A 21,757-nucleotide genomic window follows, 5' to 3' on the forward strand; every position below is an offset into this window, starting at 1 on the left:
ATCTGTGTTTGAACATACTCTTTATGACCAATATGATGGTGGATACAAAATCTGTAATCCTAAAGACTTAAAGGACGAAAAATGTCATTATAACCATGAATCTATTGGCAGATCAACATATAGAAACCTCGATAGAACTTTTCTTGGTCATGCAACTGACGGATCTTTTTACATGGTTTGTGCATCTCCTGGTAGAATATCATTACCTGTTGGTGCAAAACTCATGCTTGATTTAGGCTGCGATTATGCAGTTAATATGGATGGGTCACGCGGAATGAAAATGCGTGTTGCCTCTGGATATACCAATGGATTTACCCCAGGTAAAATGACTCCTGGCGGTACTAATTATTTCGGAGAAGCAGTATGTGCATACAAAAAATAATTATATATGGTAGATATTAAATTATGAAACCCCCAAATTTCTTATGGAATCTGAGGGTTTCATAACGTGAAAACAAAAGTCTATCTGATACTAATTTTTGATACCTTTCCATTATCTATTTCAACTATAAAAAAATAATCATAATGGATAGTCTTTATTCCATTTTCATCCACCTTGTCAACAAAATGATCAGGTACCCATTGCGTACTTCCATACAAATCCCAATATTTTTCTATACTATCTCCCACTCTTAAACCCCTTGAGGTCTTATACTTATCCGTTATTAATATAATTGAATATATCTCTTTTAAATCTTTTGGAGGTCTTTCTTCATCAGTCGCAAGTTCTACTTCCATATCTCCATCGGAATAAGCCTCAATTTTATATAGACCATTCTCAGATTGATCTACAATACGACCAGTAGTTTTAAATCTATTTCTAATATTTTTGTTAAGAGAATTAAAATCGCTACCAATTACAAATTTATCCACTCTCTTACAACCACTCCCATCATAAAAAATAATTCTATTTCGTTCAGCATCCCACAATGAATTAGCAACCAAACAAAAATCAATATAATCTGCGGGAATAAAAGCTATATTATTTTTTATTATAGGAACACAATTTTTTGGATATGTTGGATGAATAAAAGCTTCTCCTGTATCTGTAAGAACCTTTTGTTTACCTATCCATATTTTTGAAAAATAACCCTGATCATAACCCATATCATTTTTCCTTTTTATTGCTATTAAAACAGCTTGTTCGTCTTGTATATATGCTACAATCCCACCGTATAGATCGATAATTTCTCTAAGTGGAACATAAACAGTACCATTTTCAAGAAAAGGTGCATTATTTAACGTTATTGGTTCACCGTTTAATAATGCTTTTTTACTATCAACTTCCATACTAATACATACACTATCAGTGCCATTAGTTTCATGTGCAGCAACAGGCAATGCTTGAGTAAAAATACAAACCATTATGCTAGCATAAATAATTCTTTTAATTTTATTTACCATATAAACCTCCTATTTTTTAACCCATAATTTATATATTGTTAGACACATATCAGAAAATGACACCCTCTTCTAATTTTACACTTTACTTTTACCCCCTCTTTTTTCTTTGTCATATTCCGCTTTATTCTTTTAGTTCATCCAGTTCCTCAAGTGTTTGAAAATAATACCTTGTCTGATAGCCACCTGGATGAACATCACTATCACTTTTACACACTTCGTAAAAACTACAAATAATATAATAAGAGTAATCATTTTCTATAAAAACAAATACATATATACATTTATTTTATGAACTAGTTGTTATGTATCTTCTACCATTATATCATATTTTCTTAATTAGTTTAATATTTTTTTGAATATATAAACAACAATACAAATATATTTTATTTATTTGTTTTAAAATTAAGTAATTTATATATTAGTTATGGAATATTAATTTTTTTATATAGAATATAATTATCCTTCTGGGAGTTAAATGTAAACAGGTTAAACTAAAAAAAATTTCCAAATTTGGCAGAACAAGTCTGATGCTATTTCTTTCAAATGTTTAGTGTATTAAGCAACAAATATATTTTGGTAGATGCCTCCTAAATGAAAATTAATTACTTTTTTAAATAAATAACATAAATTAATTATTATATTTTTAAATTATAGTGTATTATATAAATTAATGTAAAACTGTTTTTCAGAATTCAAACAAAAAGTTATTTACCTCAATAAAATTCTTCTACTTTCTATGTTTCTCTTTCAATTCATGCATATCTCATCGATAATAAAAGTGAATGATATTAATATATTTATATTGATGCCCTAATAATATATATTATAGAAGTGTATTGAGTAATTTACTAAATATATTTATATAATACTAGTTATATGCTTAAAATTATACTTTTTTTATAAGTTAATACGTTATAAATAATTAAATATATAATTAAAGAAAAACATATAAAAATTAAGTTTACAAAATATATAATATTTCCTCTTTATTTATAAAGGGGGAAATTTTTTATGAACGATATACATTTATTAATAAAAAATTATAAAAATGATGGGGATGAAATATATTTAGTACAGATAATAGAAAGATTTAAACCGCTTATACAAAAATATTCAAGGTTATTGAAATATGAAGATGCTGAAAATGAATTGATAGAGCATTTAATTATTTGTATAAAGAACATTCCATTAACTACTGAGGGGAAACAAGTAAATTACATAGTACAATGTGTCAAAAACAAATATATATATCTTTCAAAAAGAAGTAATAAACTCAAAAACGAAATATCATCAAATTTAATCGATATTAAACCTAAAAGAGATTCAATAAATCCGATAATCATAGAGATGTATATGGCTATTGATGAACTTCCAAAAGAAGAGAAATCTGTGATAATTAATAGGTATTTCTATGGGTATTCAGATAAGGAAATCAGTAAATTTCACAATGTTTCAAGACAAGCTGTTAACAAATTAAGGAGAAAAGCATTAAAAACTTTAAGAAAACGAATGGAGGAGGTATATTAGTTGGAATCAGAGATATTAAAAGTAGCCATTACTCAAGGGTTATGGGCTACTCTATCAGTAATTTTAATATTCTATATACTAAAGTCACAGGAGAAAAGAGATATAAAACAAGAAAATAGAGAAAAAAAATATCAAGAAATTGTAAGTAAATTGACAGAACAACTATATATAGTAAAAGACATACAAGATGATATTAAGGAATTTAGGAATTCTAGATAAAGTATTTAATATAAGAAATGGCAACTAGTGTATCCAGTTTCTATAAAAAGAGAAGAGATTCTGTGAAGGTTTTACGGTATGACAGAAATGGATTTGTTCTAGCCAATAAAAAGCTGTTGAATAAAATGACATTTCAATGGCTCAAAGATTCTGAAGCTGTTAAAGAGATAACGCCTAAACAGGTGGAGTGGCTTTTGGAAGGGCTTTGTATTGAGCAGAAAAAAGTGCATCATGAGGTAAAAATTCACCCAAATAATTCATGCTTTTAATTGTTGAAAAATGACGAAAAAAGCTGTGTAACTCTTGAAAAACCAGTGCTTTTCAAGTGCTCATTTATCTTGAAAGTATAGAAAAAAACGATAAATATAGTATGCTTTTCGTAATAAAAAAAGGAAGTATTGCTTGACCACAACAATATTACCTGTAAAACCAGGACGTAAAGACCCTCGCAAAGTCAACACCAAGTCAACAGTAAGCTTCCTTTATAGAGTAGCATAATTGCTGTAAACTTAAACTTTTTTCTGAGAAAAATACTCAGTTTAATTTGTGCTTAATTTGTGTGCAAAAAAATATTAATTTAATAAGAAAGAGCAACTGAAAGTGTTAATAATTTCAGTTGCTCTAATTCTTTTTTATTAACAATGCCTTAACTAACGGACATTGCATTTAGGTATGATTTCATTATTACATGCTGTATCATCTTCTAATACAGAAGCACTTGATGATATTATTAAAACGTTAAAAGAGCAAGGTTACAGATTTGGTAATCTGTATGAAATTGAATAAATGAATTGATTATATAATAAAAAAAAGGAGCTGTATGCAGCTCCTTAGACTGTTGACAAAGTATTAAGTAAAAAACAGACAACGGTTGTATATTGAAATCATATATAGTGATAATCACTCTCGTTACATTTGTTGTCCTTATCTGTTTTAAAGGAATGACAACAAGCTGTAAAAATCGTTCTTATCACTATATATGATTTTCTCTATATTTACCACTCTTAAGCCAGTTAAAGAATGTGACTTTAGCCTACAAAATTTATACTGCTAGTTATTGCGTTAATGGATAATACTATTCAGTTATAATACACTATTTTGAAAACAGTTTATTGTATAGGTTATTTACTTGACCTTGTAGACTATTTAACCTAGCCTTGGCATTTTCGTCACCTGTTATGTGTTTTAACATTAATTGACCTTCTTCATAGCAAAGCTCATCATGTAATGGGAAAACTTCTCTAATAAGGTATAGAGCATATTTAACAAGGCGAAATGGTCCTACTGGGCGGGCAGTCTCTCCTGCTGGGGATTCTACTCCCACACTATATAGATCTTTAATACTCTTAATGATATCTGCCTGGGCATTGGATGGTGCAAAAACTATAGTATAGAACCAGCCAAATAAATCTTTATCTTCACATCCGTGTGCATCACTTACACCTACGATTGGAACCTTTTTACCTTTGGCTCGTTCTTCATAATATCTAGCGACTTGTAAAGTGTTTGATGAAAATTCATATGGGTGATATCCACCTATTACTTCATTAGCGTCATATGGTTGGTTATCATACATAAAACTAATTACTGAATTAGAAATATAATAGCCTGAATCAATCAACCAATAAGGATGGCAGAAGATAGATAGACCGCCTCCCGCTCTAATCTTATCAAAGCACCACATACTAGATGCACATTCGTATTTTGCCTGTTCATCTTTAATGTCTATAGCTTTTTCAAGATCCCTGACTTCTGAATAATACTGTTCTTTATCTTGGTTCATTAGTTCGTTTACACTAAAATTTCCGCCAAAATTAATTATATGAACGTTATTATTTTCTGGATGTACTTCTTCCCCTCTGGCTATAAGTATATCAACATCAATATCTTTATAAGTTTCTTGGCATTCTATGGATGGATAATACTTTTTATGGTCGGTTAATGCCATAAAATCAAATCCGATTCTTCTACAAGATGCAGTAACGAATCCAGGAGATTCTTTACCGTCAGAATGATGACTATGCATATGTAAATCACCTTTATATGGTATTCTATCAAACAAATCTGATTTGACAGAATAGAAATTAAAGGTATAGGACTTATTGTTCTCGGTATTAGTAATCTTAATAATATGTTCCTGCTCTCCAACAAAATGTTGAGTCAGCTTAATAATCCCATCCTCTGCTCTAACTATGTACTTATCTTGGTAATTGTATTCTCCCCTATTAGAAAAATGTTCTAAAGGATAATAAACAACTTCTATATCAGTATCAGAGTTAAAAAATTCATGCTTTACCAATGGTTTGATTTTAATTTCGGTAGTTGTATCTGAAAGTATGATCTTAGGTGTAACCTCAAAAAAACGTAATTCTTCTTTCATATATATCCTCCTCCAAAAATAATATTTTTAGAAATTATAGCATATTATTATTGGGAAAACAAGGATATTAATGATAATATATGAATAAATGTGTAGATTTAGTTGATAAATATGTGCATTTGTGGTTTTGATCATTGTATACGGCGTTAAAAAGCTTGATATTATGTAAAACTATGATATAATTATTGAAATGCAATTGGTTTTATGTGCATATATAAGTGATGATGTGTATTTGGTTAAAATCTATTAAGGAGATGTTGTAATTATTATGGTTAAATTAAATAAATCGCAAATAAGAATATTTATTTTATGTTGGGTAGCATACGCTAGTATATACTTTGGAAGGGTAAATTTATCAGTAGCCATTCCAGAGATTCAAAATACTTTTGGATGGTCAAAAGGGGCTATGGGGCTTATTGGTAGTTTGTTTTATTGGGTATATGGTTTTGGTCAGTTAATTAATGGACAATTAGGGGATAGAATTTCAGCTAGGAAAATAATATTTGTTGGATTAATTACTACAGCTATATGCAATATATGTTTTGGGTTTTGTACAGCATATATATTCATGATAATTCTATGGGTGATTAATGCATTTGCACAATCAACTCTATGGGGACCTATAGTAAAATCTTTAACTAATTGGTATGAATATGAAAAAAGAAGTTCAGTATCAATAGGTATCTCAACTTCAATGGTAGGAGGCTATATACTGGCGTGGGGAGGTTCTGGGTTAATTATTGCAAAATTTAATTGGAACCTTGTTTTTTGGTTACCAGGTATTATCATACTTATATTTTCAATAATATGGGTTTCATTTTTTAGAGATACGCCAAAAGAAATAAATAAATACATATCTAATGAAGCTACTGAAACGGCAACCATAAAAAACAAGAATAGATATAGTCTATTAAAGGTCATAATAAAATCAAAATTGATATATATAGTAATAGCCTGTTTCGTACAAGGAATAATAAAAGATTCAATTGCATTGTGGGCACCAAGTCTATTTATGGAGACACAAAATCTGGATATCAAGGAAACCACACAATTCATTATCTTCATACCTGTCATGAATTTATTGGGTATGATGTTTGCTAGTTATCTCAATAAAAAATTAAAGTATCAAGAAAAACGTACAATAACCATTTTATTTTTAGTTAGTATATTTATGATTATTGGATTTGTAAAATTTGGTTCGTATAACATAATAGTCGCTTTAATATTTTTGGGTTTAATATCAGCAGTTATGTACGGGGCTAACATTTTACTACTAGGAGTTATTCCATTACATTTTGCAAAATATAATAGAACATCTTCTATAGCTGGGTTTTTAGATTTTTGTTCCTATCTAGCTGCTGGGTTTGCTGCATTTATAACAGGTGCTTTAGTAGATAGATTCAGTTGGAATGGTGTTATGATTTTTTGGATAGTTTGCTTAGTTGTTGGAATATTTGCTTTGCTTATGAGTCTTAAGTGTGATAAAATAGCAGTGAAAATGGAAAAAATAACAGATAATACATATTTAATTGATTAGAGGAGATGGGAGTTTTGTTAGCAGAAGAAAGATATAAAATTATATTAGACTTATTAGAAAAAAATAATTCCGTAAAATCTTCTTATTTAATAGAATTTTTCGGTGTTTCAGTTGAAACAGTACGAAGAGATCTAGAACATTTAGAAAAAGAAGGTTTTCTACATCGTGTACATGGTGGTGCAATGCTGGATCAAATAAACCCAAAATCAATAGACTTTAAGATAAGGGAAAAAAGTCATAATCAAGAAAAAATAAAAATAGCCCAAAATGCAATGCAATTTATATCTGAAGAATCTGTGATAGCTCTTGATAATGGAACAACAACACTAGAGATAGCAAAACTTCTAAAAAACAATTTTAAGAAATTAACCATTCTAACAAACTCTATATTGGTAGTAGATGAATTAGTAGATGAGCCGGATTATACAATAATATTACTAGGCGGTATTGTTAATAGTAAAGACAAGTCTTTAAAAGGTGAACTTGTAGAAAATTATATCAATCTATTTCATATTGATATTTGTTTTATAAGTGTTAGTGGAATATCTCTAAAAGAAGGAGCAACAGAATTTGAGATTGATACGATTCCCATTCAGAAAAGGTTGATTGAGCGTTCTGGCAAAAAGATATTATTAGCTGATAGTAGTAAATTCGGTGTTGTATCCTTACTAAAAGTATGTGATTTGAACGATGTGGATTATATTATTACAGACCCTAACCTAAAAGAAGCAATATATGAAAGATATAAAGCAAAAGGTATAGATGTAATTAAATAGCCATTTACTATTTACAAAGCTACTTATATTATATATAATTTATGCTGTTATAGATATAAGTTTAATTATGGAAAATATATTGTACTTATTGAAATGAGTGTATAGATGATTAAGGTTAATATATATAGTCATAAAAGGGTAGAAGTAACGGTAGAATAATTACAATAAAAAACAAGGAAAGTTTCATACATTTTTGCAAATACTAATTATGAAATGGACTTTACTATAAAAAAACTAGGAGGTACATAAATGTCCAAGAGATTTGAACAAAAAGACTGGCAAGAAAGCATGAGATTAAGATTTGATTTTAATAATATGATGACATCTTATGTTGGTGAGAACGGTATTAATGAATCAGAAATAGCTAATTTGGAATCACAAATTGAAAAAGCTGAAAAAGCTATGGTAGCAAAACGTGCCAATGGTGGTATGGACTGGAGAGAATTACCATATAATCAAGGAGATGTTGTTAAGGATATCAACGCATATGTTGAAAGCGTTAAAGATGATTTTGATTCTTTTGTAGTACTTGGAATAGGTGGTTCAGCACTAGGTCCAATCGCAGTACAACAAGCAATTAACCATCCTTATTATAATGAATTATCAAAAGAAAAAAGAGGCGGTTATCCAAAATTATATGTAATGGATAATATTGATCCCGAAAAATTAGTATCTTTATTTGAGATTATAGATATTGATAAAACTTTATTCAATGTAATAACTAAATCAGGAAGTACTTCTGAAACAATGTCCCAGTTTATGATTATCAAAGAAATAATAGAAGAGAAATTAGGCAAAGAAGAGTCTAAAAAACATGTTGTATGTACAACAGATGCTAAAAATGGTAATCTTAGACCAATAGCTGATAAAGAAGGATACAAAAGTTTCATTATACCGGCAGGAGTTGGAGGAAGATTTTCTGAACTTACACCAGTTGGTTTATTACCAGCGGCTATGTGTGGTATAGATATTGAAGAAATATTAGCTGGAGCAGCTTATATGGACCAATTATGTAAAACTGATAATACATTCAAGAATCCAGCATCAATGTATGCAGTTCTTAATTACCTGGCAATGGAAAAAGGTAAAAACATATCAGTCATAATGCCTTATGCTGATACATTGAAATACATTGGAGACTGGTATGCGCAATTATGGGCAGAATCTCTAGGTAAGAAATTTGATAACGATAAAAAAGTTGTTAATGTAGGACAAACTCCAGTAAGAGCATTAGGAGCTACAGACCAACATTCACAAGTTCAATTATACTCAGAAGGACCAAAAGATAAAGTTATAGTATTTGTTGGTGTCGATAAATACAGAGCAACATTAGATATTCCAAAGATCTATAGTGATATCCCAAGTCTTGGATTCTTAGGTGGAGAAACTCACAATAAATTAATTAAAACAGAGCAAATGGCAACAGAATACGCTCTATTGAAATCAGGTCAAACTAATATGACGATTTCTTTACCAGAGGTAAATGAATTCACACTTGGTCAAATCTTATACTTATTTGAAGTAGCTACTGGATTTGCAGGTGAACTACTTAATATTAATGCATTTGACCAACCTGGAGTTGAAGAAGGTAAGAATGCAACATATGCTATGTTTGGAAGACCAGGCTATGACGAAAAGAAAGCTGAGCTTGATAATAGACCAGCTAAAAATGATAAATATATTATCTAGTAATAGATAAAAATATAAGGCTTACTTATAATAGAGTTAATATTTAGGGAACAATCCGCAAATATAATATGACTACTATAAGTAAGTCTTTTATATAATCAAAACATGATAATGAGTATCATTATTGAAATGCTAAAGAATTTTTGGTATACTTGAATAAACAATCTAGGAGGGCAGATGTATGAAAGATATTAAAAATGATTCTTTTTATCTTAATATAATGGCTAAACTATCAGATGCAAATAAGGATTATTCTACATATACAATTTTACCTCAATATGGAAAAGGAACATATATAATTGTGAAAATCATACCAGGGTTTAGTTTAGCATTTAATAATTTTAGTATGAATGAGGATATATTAAACATAATGGGTAAATATCAACATTTTTCAGAGCCCATACTCAAAATTAATTATTGTCTAAAAGGAAAGATGCAAGCCTTTAATAAAAATGGGAAATTATGTACATCAGCAAAAGGTAGTACTGCATATTATGAAGGAGTTGACAATATATGTAAGCTAAGTCATTTTGATGAATATGAAAGTATATCTTTATTTGGTTATACCAAACCAATAACTAATATTTTTCAACAGGTATTTCATATGGATAAAAGAATTTTTAGAGATTTTTATAATCAGATTAATGAAGAAGATAATTATACAGTAATTAAAAATGATTTAACAACTATAGGCTTACTTAATGATATTAAAGATAATTTCAAAAACGGGGAAATAGATAATCTAAGAATTAGAGCTATAGAATTATTCATGTATGAATTGAAAAATTTTAAAATCAACAAAGAACGAAAAGAATTGTACTATAGTAAAACAGTAGTTGAGAAAGTAGAAAAAATTGAAAAATATATAAGTGAGAATCTTGATGAAAAGCTTACTATTGATTGTTTATGCGATGAATTCTATATCTCATTGGATACCTTAAAGCGTTGTTTCAAGCAAGTATATTCCACAAGTATATATGCTTATATTAAAAAATCAAGACTTGAAAAAGGAAAAGAGTTATTGGTTAGTAGTGAAAAGAGTATAACTGAAATAGCGTTGAATTGTGGTTATAACAATCATCATAGTTTTAGTAAAGCATTTAAAGACCATTATAAAATAACTCCAAGAGAGACTCGTAAAGCGTATGTCATAGGTGGCTGAATAACTTATTATCTAAATGGAACCTTTTTGCACGAAACGCGATAGAATCCCTTATCTTAATGTGTTAAACTGATAAAAAATTAACACAAAAAGGATATGGAGTGATTATATTGCAAGAAAAATTAAATGATAATAATAAGCAAAAGCAGATGATACTTTCTGAAAATCTATGGAAAGTTATGCTTAAAATATCTTGGCCAGCTGTATTAGCTATGGTATTATATGGACTCAATACAGTATTTGATGCTATTTTTGTGGGACAATTTGTTGGAGAAGATGCACTAGCTGGAGTTTCAATAGCCTATCCTTTATCACAAGTAACACTTGGATTTGGTTCTTTGATAGGTGTTGGGGCTGGTTCGGCACTAAGTATTGCACTCGGTTCAGATGATAAATCTTATCAGAAAAAAATATTAGGAAATGTAAACTATCTATCAATAGTAATAAGTGTCTTGTACATAATAGTTGCTTTGATATTATCTACTCCTCTAATACGGGTGATGGGTGGTACAGGTGATATTTTAACCATAGGTAGAACCTACTTTCAAATAACTGTAATTGGTTCTTTGTTCTGGGTATATGGTTTAGCTGGAAATATGATAGTACGTGCTGAAGGAAAGATGAAATCAGCTGCTGTTATGATGGGAGCTGGACTTGTAGTTAATATAATAGCCAATTATATTTTGATTGTACTCTTAGATATGGGAGTTGCAGGAGCTGCATGGGGAACTAATCTAGGTATGTTAGTATATACCATTGCAGGATTTGTCTACTTTTCAAAAGGTAAGGCATCCTTTGAAGCTAATCCATTCAAGATTAGCAGAGATAAAAATATAATAAAAGATATTTTCAATATGGGGATACCATCATTGATCATGACTGTTATGAGTCTAGTTCAAGCTGTAGTAGTTTTTAATGCATTATCAAGATATGGTACAACATATGATCTTGCACTCTATGGCGCTATCTATAGAATATTCACTTTGCTTATGACTCCGATATTTGGACTAATGAGAGCCTTGCAACCGGTTATTGGTATTAACTATGGTGCCAAGCAAAATATGCGTGTAATCAGGAGCTTCAAAATATTTGCTGTAGGTAGTACATTGATGATGTTACCATTCTGGCTGATAATAATGATTATTCCACAAGGTCCATTAGGTCTAATGTTTCCTAATAGGATATTTGATGCAACCAGTTTGAATTATTTTAGAACATTTATGATTCTATTACCAATTCTACCAATCATATTTATGGCTATGACATTCTATCCAGCTATAAATAGAGGTAAGCCAGCAGCAGTTATAGGGATAGTCAGACAATTGATATTCTATGTACCAGTAATGCTTATATTACCGCGATTCTATGGTATTGGATGGGTATATTATGGATCAGTGTTGATTGATGTAATCATAGTATTATGGGCATCTATGTTACTTGCTAAAGACTTTAGAGTTCTTAGGAAAGATATAAAATTAGCATATGAATCTTAACAATAATAAAGGAGCGTAAGCTCCTTTTATAATCTTCTTAAGCTTCTTCTTTTCTTTTTTTCTTTTTCTTCATCAATAATTTCTATTTCCAGATAATCAAAATCAATTTGTTCAATAAAATGATCTTGTTTAAAAGAAGTTTTGCCATAGGCAGGATAGTCTTTATTATTATCATTCAACCACATAGGATGTTGAAGGTCGAATTCATAACAAATTTTATCTAAACAATCAATAGTAAGGGCATCTTTAGATAAACTATCGTTAGTTAGTTCAATTACAGTATCTTTTATCATCTTACTGTTTCTATACACTTTTCCCCAAAGTCTAAACATAATATTATCCTCTCTATGAATAAAGATTTACGTTGCATTCAAATAATTAATAGTTGTATTTCTATTATTATATATGCATTATAACTAAGCTTCAACCTTTTATTTTATATTTTCAGTAGATTCTTAGTTATTTAGTTAGTATTTATCTATATTCATTAATGGTAAAAACTATATAATCAAGCTATTTACAATCATGTTATAATAATAATGTGAGTTTTTTTTCTATCTTTTATTTAATAAAATAATGGAAGGATATAAATATGATTTATAAAGATATAGTTGAAGGTGTTTTTCTAGAGCGACCCAATAGATTTATAGCTAAAGTATTAATCAATGATAACCTAGAAACGGTTCATGTTAAAAATACAGGACGATGTAAGGAGATACTTACCAAAGGAACCAAAATATTTTTACAAAAAAGCAATAATCCCAATAGAAAAACTAAATATTCATTAATAAGTGCTTATAAAAATGAAATGCTAATAAATATTGATTCACAGGTTCCTAATGAAGTTGTGCATGAAGCTATTCTACAGAATAAAGTACCAGAACTTATTAATCTTAACTATGTAAAAAGAGAACAAAAATACAAAAATTCAAGATTCGATATATATTTTGAAAGAGATAAGACAAAAGGTTTTATTGAAGTAAAAGGTGTTACCTTAGAAAAAGATGGTATATCAATGTTTCCGGATGCTCCAACAAAAAGAGGTACCAAACACTTAGAAGAGCTGATTCATGCAATATCAAATGGATACGAAGGATACTTATTCCTTCTGATACAGATAAACAACATACATAAATTTACACCCAATAACATTACCGATGAAATATTTGCAAAGACTTTGGTAAAAGCTAATGATGCAGGAGTTAAAATATTATGTTATAATTCATTAGTAACAAGAGACGAGATTATAATAGGACAAAAAGCAAAAGTATTGTTATAAACAATTTATATTATAAAAAGAGGTGATACCATGGAAGGAGTAGAAAGAAGGAATAATACTAAAAAACTATTAACTGATAGTGATGAACCAATAACAGGTTCAAGATTAGCTAAGACTTTTTCAGTGAGTCGTCAAGTAATAGTTCAAGATATAGCATTATTAAGAGCAAAAGGCTGCAAAATCATATCCACATCTAATGGTTATATGATATATGAAAACAAAAAAGAATGTACAAAATTATTAGCTGTTAAACATACTAAAGAGGATATAAGAGAAGAATTAGAAACAATAATAGACTTTGGTGCCACAGTAGTCAATGTAATGGTTCTACATCCTGTATATGGTGAAATAACTGCTAATCTTATGTTATCATCAAGGAAACATATAGATGATTTTATGAAAAAGCTTAAAAAAAACGAATCTATTCCACTTATGAGGCTAAAAAACGGTGAACATTACCATCTTATAAAAGCAAGTAGTGCTAAGATATTAGAACTAGTAGAAGAAGAACTAGGGAAAAAAGGATTTTTGGTATAAAAATTTTAGGCATAAGTGACAAGACATATGAATTTACAGGAGGATAACATGGATAAGCAAAATAAGAAAGTAGGTATTTTAACTAAACTAGTAAATAGGTATTTCATTGATGGGTTAAGTGGTATGGCAATGGGATTATTCTCTACATTAATTGTGGGACTGATCATTAAACAGATTGGAGGATTAATAGGGGATAATGTAATAGGAATCACATTAACTAGAATAGGTTCTATTGCAAGTATACTGACAGGAGCTGGAATTGGTATAGGAATAGCTCATAAACTAAAGACTTCAAGCCTAATAATGTATTCTTCAGCAGTTACAGGACTTGTTGGTGCATATGCTGGTAAAATCATTAGCGGACAAGCCTTTGCTGATGGTAATGTTATATTGATTACTCCTGGAGAACCACTAGGAGCTTTTGTTGCAGTTATAGTCGGTATTGAAATAGGAAGATTAGTATCAGGCAAAACCAAGATAGATATAATACTTACACCTATCACAACTATCATAGCAGGTAGTAGTATCGGACTTATAATTGGTCCATCCATATCTGATTTCATGAATTGGTTAGGTGACATTATCGAATTTGCTACAGTACAGCAGCCTTTTGTAATGGGGGTATTGGTTGCTGTATTAATGGGCATGATTCTCACATTACCAATAAGCTCAGCTGCTCTATCAATCATTCTTAACCTTAATGGATTAGCGGCTGGAGCAGCAACGGTAGGATGTGCTACTCAAATGATAGGTTTTGCGGTAGCCAGTTATAGAGAAAATAAGGTTAATGGACTTATTGCCCAAGGGTTAGGAACATCAATGCTGCAAGTACCTAATATAGTTAAGAATCCAAGAATATGGATACCACCTATTGTTGTTAGTGCAATACTTGGTCCAATCTCTACAAAGGTATTTATGATGGAGAATAATGCCTATGGGGGAGGGATGGGAACATCTGGTTTAGTTGGTCAGATTATGACATGGGATACAATGATTGGAAGTGAATCGCCAGGTATTCTGATTACCAAGATAATTGTATTACATATAATCCTACCAGCAATTATGACTTTAGTTTTATCCGAAGGTCTTAGGAGTATAGGTTGGATTAAATATGGAGATATGAAATTAGATAATTAGATTACAAGATTACAAGATATTAAAGAAACTATTAGATGGCTTAACTAAGCATAATCTGATGGTTTCTTTTTGGGTTTCTCAATAAATTTTAAGTTTTTTATATTTTTTGAAGGGTATACAGTTGAATTAACGTCTAAATATATGTAATACGTTTTTGAAGCAATACACAGAAATAAAATTACAACACAAAATACATACTAATTAATGAAAGGAATGTGATTATAAAATGAAACATAAGAGATTGGGTACTTTTACTTTAGCAATAACCCTTATAACACTTGGTATCATTCTTCTCATAAGTAATTTTACTTATATAGATATCAACATGACATTAAGAATTCTTTCGGCAGTAAGTATAATACTAATTGGTGTAGAATTTCTTTTCTTTGATTGGTATTATAAAAGAAAACAATCACCCATGGAAGTGAAAGTCAGTGTGACATCCATTGTATTACTGATAATCATCTACAGTTCTTCTTTTCTAATATCAAGTATACATATATTCAGCAATGATTCGGTTAACGGTTTTAGAAGAATATTTAATATAACTGATGAATATGAAATCACTAAGAATTATACTGAAGATGCTAATAATCTTACTAACCTGAAAGTAGATAATAGCAGAGGTAATGTAGAAATAAAGGCAACTGATACAGAAGAGATTCTAATAACAGCAGTATTGAACATCAGTACGTTTGAAGAGGAAGAAAAAGCTATAGCATTAGCAGAAAACATAGTTTCTATAGATAGGAAAAAAGATGATACATTAACTATAGGGACCAAAAACAATATTCTTAATCATAGGGGTACAGATATGTATATAAATTATATGATTGAGATTCCTAAGAATATTGAAGTTGATATCAATAATAGATATGGTGATATTTATGTAGGTAAAGTTAATAAAAAAACTACTATAAAAGCTAATAATAGTGATATTGAAGTTGATGATATAGGTGATGAATTATCAATTGAAAATGATTATGGTGATATAGATGTTGATACTGTATCAGGTTCTACTAAAATAGAAAATAAAAATGGAAATGTTAATGTGGAAAATATAAATGGAGATTTAGATATAAAAAATAGTTATAGTGAAACTAACTTTGATAATATTAGCGGAAATGTTATCATAGATCAAGAATATGGTGACATTGATGGTAACATAGTTGGTAAAAATCTACAGATAAATGGGGAAGGTACTTCCGTTAAAATAGATGATGTTCAAGGGACAGTAAACATTGAAACCAGTAATGAAGCTATAACTGCTAAAAATATTAATTCAGATATAGAATTATCTAATAAATATGGAGATATTTCACTAGAAAAGATTAACAGCAATATAAAGATTAAAAGTGAGAATGGAGACATTGATATAGATAATTACAATATTAATGTTAATAACATAGACATTGAAAGCAGATATGGAAATGTCAATATTGATATACCCAATGATCAACAAGCTACTTTTGAATTAGGAGCCAATTATGGTAATATTGATTCAGTAATTGATTTTGATATAAAAGAAGATAATAATCAAAAATCAGTAAAAGCTACAATAGGTGATTCTAGTAATATAATCACCATAAAAGCTAATAATGGAGATATTTTAATCAATTAATGAATGAGTTTGAAAAAGAGGGTGGTTATTTGGACGATTATATACAAAATTTAATAGAACAAGACCAAATAGCTTTCAGAAGACTCGTAGATGAATATCAAAACAGATTTTTGACAATGGCATATAAATTTACTAATAATTATAATGATGCTGAAGATTTATGCCAAGAGATTTTTATAAAAGTATACAGAAGCTTGCCGGCATTTAAAAATCGGAGTAAATTATCAACATGGTTATATAAAGTAGCAGTCAACACCTGTCTAGACTGGAATAGAAGAAACAAACCTAATTTTTTTAACATGATCAGTATTATGGATAAATCAGTGAAAGGATTGAGCTCTAATCATAATACAGAACAAATCATTATATATAAAGAACGGCAGCAAATGGTACATAATGCTGTATACAGCTTAAAGGATAAATATAAGACTATTATTATACTATACCATTTTAATCAGTTAAGCTATAAAGAAATAGCTCAGGTATTAGACATACCAATTAAAACCATAGAGACAAGATTGTATAGGGCAAGAAAACAGATAAAAGAACAACTAATGAAAGAAGGTTTTGGAGGTGAGGTTATTGAATTGCAAAAAACATAATGAATTAAATGATCAGCTAGATATTGATACAATAGATTTGCTTAACAATCACCCATCCATTAAAGGGAATAATTATCTGACAGATAGGATTATGGAAGCTGCTTTACAATCAGAACCAGGAAGAATCACAACTAAACGCAAGAACTATTCATTTGAGATGAAATTGGCCAGTAGCCTTATTTGTACAGGTGTTTTTATATTAGTATCTAATTTATTGGCATTGAATACAAATATATTTTTTGCTGATGGTTTTCAAAAAACGATTTATAACTTTAATGATATATTAACAAATGTAATTAATAGATTTCAAGTATTTTATTAAGGAGGAATTGATATGAAATGTTTCTATCATCCAGATAGAGATGGACAGTACAAGTGTACAAAATGTGGTAAAATAATATGTGCCGAGTGTACATGTTTTGATGGTAATAAAACATTATGTGAAGAGTGTTACGAATCAATAAAAGCTACAAATGTAAATTATAGTTATAATAGGTTTTGGGCATTTGTGTTCTCATTGATACCAGGTACAGGACGTATGTATTTAGGATTCATGGAACAAGGACTGTTAATGATGTTAGCTTTTTTTGGTGTTATAACTCTAGCTAATACGATTCCTTACATGCCAATAGGAATATTGGTGGTATGGTTTTATAGTTTTTTTGATGTATATCATCTCAAAAAGAAAATTGATAACAATGAAGTAATCATAGATAAACCTATATTTGATATCAAGATTAAAAAAAGTTATGTTGCATATGGATTAATCATTTTAGGAGGGGTCATATTAATCAATGAGATATTAGGAAACTTTTATTTTAGAGCCTTAACTTACAATGAAAGAAAATTGATTAGAAGTTTCTTTGTTCCCATAATATTGATAATCGTTGGGATAATACTCTTGAAACAAGTCAAAAAATCAGTTCAAACTAATGACGATAATGGTGAAAAGAAATATAAAGAAGATTTCAAAGATGATAATAGATACACTTATGATAATGTAGACAAAGGGTATGTAGAAAATGATATTACTATAGAAAATGAAGATGTAGAACCTGAAATAAATAAAAACTTTGTTGAGAATAACTATGAGATAGAAAATGAAATAGAAATAGAAAATTAAATTAATATATTAAAAATAAATGTCTCTGTTTAGTTACACAGGTCTTAATAGCCTGTTTATTATTGAATTAAATAGAGACTTTTTTTAATGTTTTAATATTTTATTTGAACTTATAAATGAGTATGTTAATCATTCTTTTTTAAAAGACTAATAATTTAACTTTAGATTAGTTTACATTACCAATATTAAATGATAAAATTTATTTAATACCAACTGTATTAATCCAATTTTATTTAGCATAATTAGTAAGCCTAAGGATTAATCTACTAAAAAATGGAGGTTTTGTTATGTTGAGAAGATTTCTGAAAGTATTAGGTATCATTGTAGTATTATTAGCATTAGTTGTTGTTCTATATTTTGTTTTTATGACCGTTACAGACTATAAACCAAAAGAAGTTATATCACTTGATGTTGATGATAATGTAGAGCAAGTATTAAAAAAAGAAACGACAATAGCAGCCTTAACATTTAACATTGGTTATTGTGGACTTGATGCAGGACAAGACTTTTTTATGGATGGTGGTACAGGTTCAAGGTCAAAAAGCAAAGAAAAGACATTAGAAAATCTTACAGGTATCACTGAATTCATTAAAAACCAAACAGTAGATTTTATTATGCTTCAAGAAGTGGATATTAAGGCAACTAGAAGTTATAATATTAATGAATATGAACAATTAAAAGAAGAATTGAAGGATTATAGTTCCACTTACTGTATTAATTATAAGGTCCCTTGGGTACCAGTACCACTAGCAAAACCTCATGGCAGTGTAAAATCTGGTTTGGTTACATTGGGAAAATATAAAATAAATGAAACAAATCGTTATGGATATCCGGGAAAAGAGAAGTGGCCTAGACAATTAGCACTTCTAGACAGATGTTTCATAGAAAGTAGATTACCGGTTGAAGATGGCAATGAACTTGTTTTACTCAATTCCCATTTATCAGCATATGATAAAGGTGGTATTATTCGAAAACAACAGTTAGGTTTTTTGAAAGAATACATAAGCAAAGAATACGACAAAGGTAATTATGTTGTAGTTGCAGGTGATTGGAATCATGCTATACCAGGTACAGACGCTAATCTATTTGATTCAAAACAAGAGTGGCCAGAGTGGCTTAAGGAAATTCCAGATGATTTTAAACCAGAAGGTTTTAAATGGGGAGCCGACAAGAATGTTCCAACTAATAGAACGGTAGATATTCCGTATAAAAAAGGTGAGAATTATCTTAGTGTCATTGATGGTTTTCTTGTATCCCCAAATGTTGATATAGTAAGTGTAGAAGGGCATCAACTTGAATTCCAATACACTGATCACAATCCAGTTACTTTAGAATTCATATTAAAATAAAAGCGTATTAGTATTGTTTAGGAGGAAAAGATACATGAGTTACAAAAGAATCAATAAAAAAGCTGTGAAAGCTTGGATAATATCTAGAACAATATTCTTAGTGATATTTGCAGTAATTTATTTTGTTGGGATCTATGGATTTCTAATGCCAATCATTGATAATGCAATGGTTAGATACATAATACATATACTTACTATACTGATTAATGGTTTCTTACTATTATATGCTTTTCTATTTCCTCTTATTGAGTATAAGGAATGGAAGTATAGTATTTCCAATGATAAAATAGAGATAATTAACGGCATCTTTGTAAGAAAGAAAATAATAATTCCAATATCTAGGTTACAATTTCTTGATGTTAATCAAGGACCAATTCATAGAAGATATGGTTTATCAACAATTAGGCTTAATACAGCGGGAGGATTGCATGAGATTCCTGCATTGACTAACGAGGAAGCAGAAGAAATATCTAAGAATTTAGCAAGCAGTGTAGAAGCAGGTGAAAGTATTGACTGATGTAGAGAGAAATCACCCCTTATATGTTTTAAAACAAATATTTGGTGGGGTAATTAGCCAAATTGTTATAATCATATTGATTTTTACTTACTTAAATAAAAGGCTTGGAGCTACAATTTCTATCTTAATAATTATTGGACTCATAATTTTATATTGTGCATATTGTGCAGTATCTTGGTATAAAACAATGTACTACATCAATGAAAATGCGATATTTTACCAAAAAGGTATATTGAATGTTAATAAAAGAGAAGTTCCTTTAGAAAAGATAACAACTATTGATATTTCACAAGGGTTATTTGAACGTATATTCAGTATATCAAAAATAAAAATAGACACAGAAAATGTTAAGGCAGATAAAAGTGAGATAACATTGACTATTACTAAGGAAGAAGCCTTGTTAATAAAACAAAAGCTATTAAAGGATAATGAAACAGTTGATAAATCTGATAATAGCAGTACTGATGAATATAAATATAAACTAAGTTTCAAAGACTTGATTCTCTATTCAATTGCATCTAATTCAGTTTTTCAAGGCTTAATTATTATCGTTGCATTATATAACTATTTGGATGATATTGAAGATGTCACTCATTTTGATAGCTTAGAATATATTAATAAATTTCAATTCAGCGTATATATAATAATTGGTTTAGTATTAAGTGTATTCATTATCTGCTTAATAGTATCCTTTGTTAAGAACTGTATAAAATACTCTTATTATAGTGTTTACGTGGAAAAGGATAAATTACATATAAGTCATGGATTGATAAGTAAAAAAAATTATACCTTTGATAAAAACAAAGTAAAAGGCATCCATGTAAAACAGAAATTTATAATGCAGCTATTTCATGTAAGTACTATTGAGATTGAAAGTATTGGATATGGAGATGAAAAAGGCGAAAGGGCAGTATTATTTCCATTTTGTAATGATAAACTAAGAGTTAAAATAATAAATGATTTGATGCCTGAATTTAATTATTCTGGAGAAATAAATAAAGCACCCCAAAATGCTTATATACGTTTTATATTCAAGAAGCTTTTGTTTACATTAGTAATTGTAGGCATAGTGACTTATAAAGTTCAATATGGGTTTATAAGTATACTATTGCTAGGAGTAGCCTTATTATTAGGACATATGGAGTTTAAAAATACTGGTATAGGTATGTCTGACCAGTTGGCATATATGTCTTACAGTGGATTTCAAAAAAAACAATCGATAGTTAAAATAGGCTCCATACAATCAATTAAGATGTCACATACATATTTTCAAAGGAAAAAAAGTGTATGTAATTACACAATTAACATATGGGGAAAGATATTAGGTAAAAATATAACAGTTAAAAATGTCAGTACCAATTTATTTGAATCCTATATAGATAAACTATAATCTTGGAATATGCTT

22 protein-coding genes are annotated in these 21,757 nt (G+C 29.2%); 19 read left to right on the forward strand and 3 right to left on the reverse strand.

Features of this window, described 5'->3' with window-relative positions; translation table 11 throughout:
• The coding region (locus tag ACX6CF_RS19470) for a phosphodiester glycosidase family protein (protein WP_458787034.1) at positions 1-382 on the forward strand (382 nt) is incomplete at its 5' end.
• Between the two features lie 80 nt (positions 383-462).
• On the opposite strand, the gene ACX6CF_RS19475 is transcribed toward ACX6CF_RS19470, so the two are convergent.
• Positions 463-1,404, reverse strand: a complete 942-nt coding sequence (locus ACX6CF_RS19475) for a stalk domain-containing protein (protein WP_458787035.1) — start codon at positions 1,402-1,404, stop codon at positions 463-465.
• A gap of 1,011 nt (positions 1,405-2,415) precedes the next feature.
• Between ACX6CF_RS19475 and ACX6CF_RS19480 the strand changes: the two genes are divergently transcribed.
• The 3 genes from ACX6CF_RS19480 to tnpB are packed head-to-tail and all read left to right on the forward strand — an operon-like array spanning position 2,416 to position 3,419.
• Positions 2,416-2,931, forward strand: a complete 516-nt coding sequence (locus ACX6CF_RS19480) for an RNA polymerase sigma factor (RefSeq protein ID WP_458787036.1) — start codon at positions 2,416-2,418, stop codon at positions 2,929-2,931.
• Entirely contained in the window at positions 2,932-3,150 is a 219-nt protein-coding gene (locus ACX6CF_RS19485; RefSeq protein WP_458787037.1) for a BhlA/UviB family holin-like peptide, read from the forward strand.
• A 17-nt stretch (positions 3,151-3,167) separates the two neighbouring features.
• Positions 3,168-3,419, forward strand: coding sequence for an IS66 family insertion sequence element accessory protein TnpB (tnpB, locus tag ACX6CF_RS19490; protein ID WP_458787038.1), 252 nt, complete (start codon positions 3,168-3,170; stop codon positions 3,417-3,419).
• Positions 3,420-4,243: 824 nt separating this feature from the next.
• Here tnpB and ACX6CF_RS19495 read toward each other — a convergent pair.
• Complete coding sequence (locus ACX6CF_RS19495; protein ID WP_458787039.1) at positions 4,244-5,530, reverse strand: PHP domain-containing protein; 1,287 nt, start codon at positions 5,528-5,530, stop codon at positions 4,244-4,246.
• A gap of 268 nt (positions 5,531-5,798) precedes the next feature.
• Between ACX6CF_RS19495 and ACX6CF_RS19500 the strand changes: the two genes are divergently transcribed.
• The 5 genes from ACX6CF_RS19500 (at position 5,799) to ACX6CF_RS19520 (ending at position 12,187) form a co-directional block, all read left to right on the forward strand.
• Positions 5,799-7,067: an MFS transporter gene (locus ACX6CF_RS19500; protein WP_458787040.1), complete on the forward strand. Its 1,269-nt coding sequence runs from the start codon at positions 5,799-5,801 to the stop codon at positions 7,065-7,067.
• 14 nt (positions 7,068-7,081) lie between these two features.
• Complete coding sequence (locus ACX6CF_RS19505; protein WP_458787041.1) at positions 7,082-7,843, forward strand: DeoR/GlpR family DNA-binding transcription regulator; 762 nt, start codon at positions 7,082-7,084, stop codon at positions 7,841-7,843.
• Between the two features lie 249 nt (positions 7,844-8,092).
• Complete coding sequence (locus tag ACX6CF_RS19510; RefSeq protein ID WP_458787042.1) at positions 8,093-9,532, forward strand: hypothetical protein; 1,440 nt, start codon at positions 8,093-8,095, stop codon at positions 9,530-9,532.
• Positions 9,533-9,713: 181 nt separating this feature from the next.
• Entirely contained in the window at positions 9,714-10,694 is a 981-nt protein-coding gene (locus ACX6CF_RS19515) for a helix-turn-helix transcriptional regulator (protein ID WP_458787043.1), read from the forward strand.
• A 110-nt stretch (positions 10,695-10,804) separates the two neighbouring features.
• Positions 10,805-12,187 carry an MATE family efflux transporter gene (locus tag ACX6CF_RS19520; RefSeq protein ID WP_458787044.1) on the forward strand — a complete coding sequence of 461 codons (1,383 nt, stop codon included), beginning with the start codon at positions 10,805-10,807 and terminating at the stop codon, positions 12,185-12,187.
• Positions 12,188-12,213: 26 nt separating this feature from the next.
• On the opposite strand, the gene ACX6CF_RS19525 is transcribed toward ACX6CF_RS19520, so the two are convergent.
• Positions 12,214-12,519, reverse strand: a complete 306-nt coding sequence (locus ACX6CF_RS19525; RefSeq protein ID WP_458787045.1) for a hypothetical protein — start codon at positions 12,517-12,519, stop codon at positions 12,214-12,216.
• Between the two features lie 260 nt (positions 12,520-12,779).
• Between ACX6CF_RS19525 and sfsA the strand changes: the two genes are divergently transcribed.
• From sfsA to ACX6CF_RS19575, 10 genes are all read left to right on the forward strand, one after another.
• Entirely contained in the window at positions 12,780-13,466 is a 687-nt protein-coding gene (sfsA, locus tag ACX6CF_RS19530; protein WP_458787046.1) for a DNA/RNA nuclease SfsA, read from the forward strand.
• A 30-nt stretch (positions 13,467-13,496) separates the two neighbouring features.
• Positions 13,497-14,003 carry a 3H domain-containing protein gene (locus ACX6CF_RS19535; protein ID WP_458787047.1) on the forward strand — a complete coding sequence of 169 codons (507 nt, stop codon included), beginning with the start codon at positions 13,497-13,499 and terminating at the stop codon, positions 14,001-14,003.
• Positions 14,004-14,051: 48 nt separating this feature from the next.
• Entirely contained in the window at positions 14,052-15,140 is a 1,089-nt protein-coding gene (locus ACX6CF_RS19540; protein ID WP_458787048.1) for a PTS transporter subunit IIC, read from the forward strand.
• Between the two features lie 226 nt (positions 15,141-15,366).
• Entirely contained in the window at positions 15,367-16,761 is a 1,395-nt protein-coding gene (locus ACX6CF_RS19545) for a DUF4097 family beta strand repeat-containing protein (RefSeq protein ID WP_458787049.1), read from the forward strand.
• 29 nt (positions 16,762-16,790) lie between these two features.
• The gene (locus ACX6CF_RS19550) at positions 16,791-17,363 is read left to right on the forward strand and encodes an RNA polymerase sigma factor (protein ID WP_458787050.1); all 573 of its coding nucleotides are present in this window, start codon (positions 16,791-16,793) and stop codon (positions 17,361-17,363) included.
• Positions 17,344-17,685 (forward strand): hypothetical protein, encoded by a 342-nt coding sequence (locus ACX6CF_RS19555; RefSeq protein ID WP_458787051.1) that lies wholly within the window; start codon positions 17,344-17,346, stop codon positions 17,683-17,685. The genes ACX6CF_RS19550 and ACX6CF_RS19555 overlap by 20 nt, the downstream gene beginning before the upstream one ends.
• 12 nt (positions 17,686-17,697) lie before the next feature.
• The gene (locus ACX6CF_RS19560) at positions 17,698-18,486 is read left to right on the forward strand and encodes a hypothetical protein (RefSeq protein ID WP_458787052.1); all 789 of its coding nucleotides are present in this window, start codon (positions 17,698-17,700) and stop codon (positions 18,484-18,486) included.
• A gap of 287 nt (positions 18,487-18,773) precedes the next feature.
• A complete protein-coding gene (locus ACX6CF_RS19565) occupies positions 18,774-19,835 on the forward strand; it encodes an endonuclease/exonuclease/phosphatase family protein (RefSeq protein WP_458787053.1) in 1,062 nt (353 codons plus the stop codon).
• A gap of 34 nt (positions 19,836-19,869) precedes the next feature.
• Positions 19,870-20,352 (forward strand): PH domain-containing protein, encoded by a 483-nt coding sequence (locus tag ACX6CF_RS19570; protein ID WP_458787054.1) that lies wholly within the window; start codon positions 19,870-19,872, stop codon positions 20,350-20,352.
• Positions 20,345-21,742: a PH domain-containing protein gene (locus tag ACX6CF_RS19575; RefSeq protein ID WP_458787055.1), complete on the forward strand. Its 1,398-nt coding sequence runs from the start codon at positions 20,345-20,347 to the stop codon at positions 21,740-21,742. Before ACX6CF_RS19570 ends, ACX6CF_RS19575 begins: the two co-directional genes overlap by 8 nt.
• Positions 21,743-21,757 lie beyond the last annotated feature (15 nt).

It is taken from the genome of Vallitalea sediminicola (assembly GCF_054408565.1).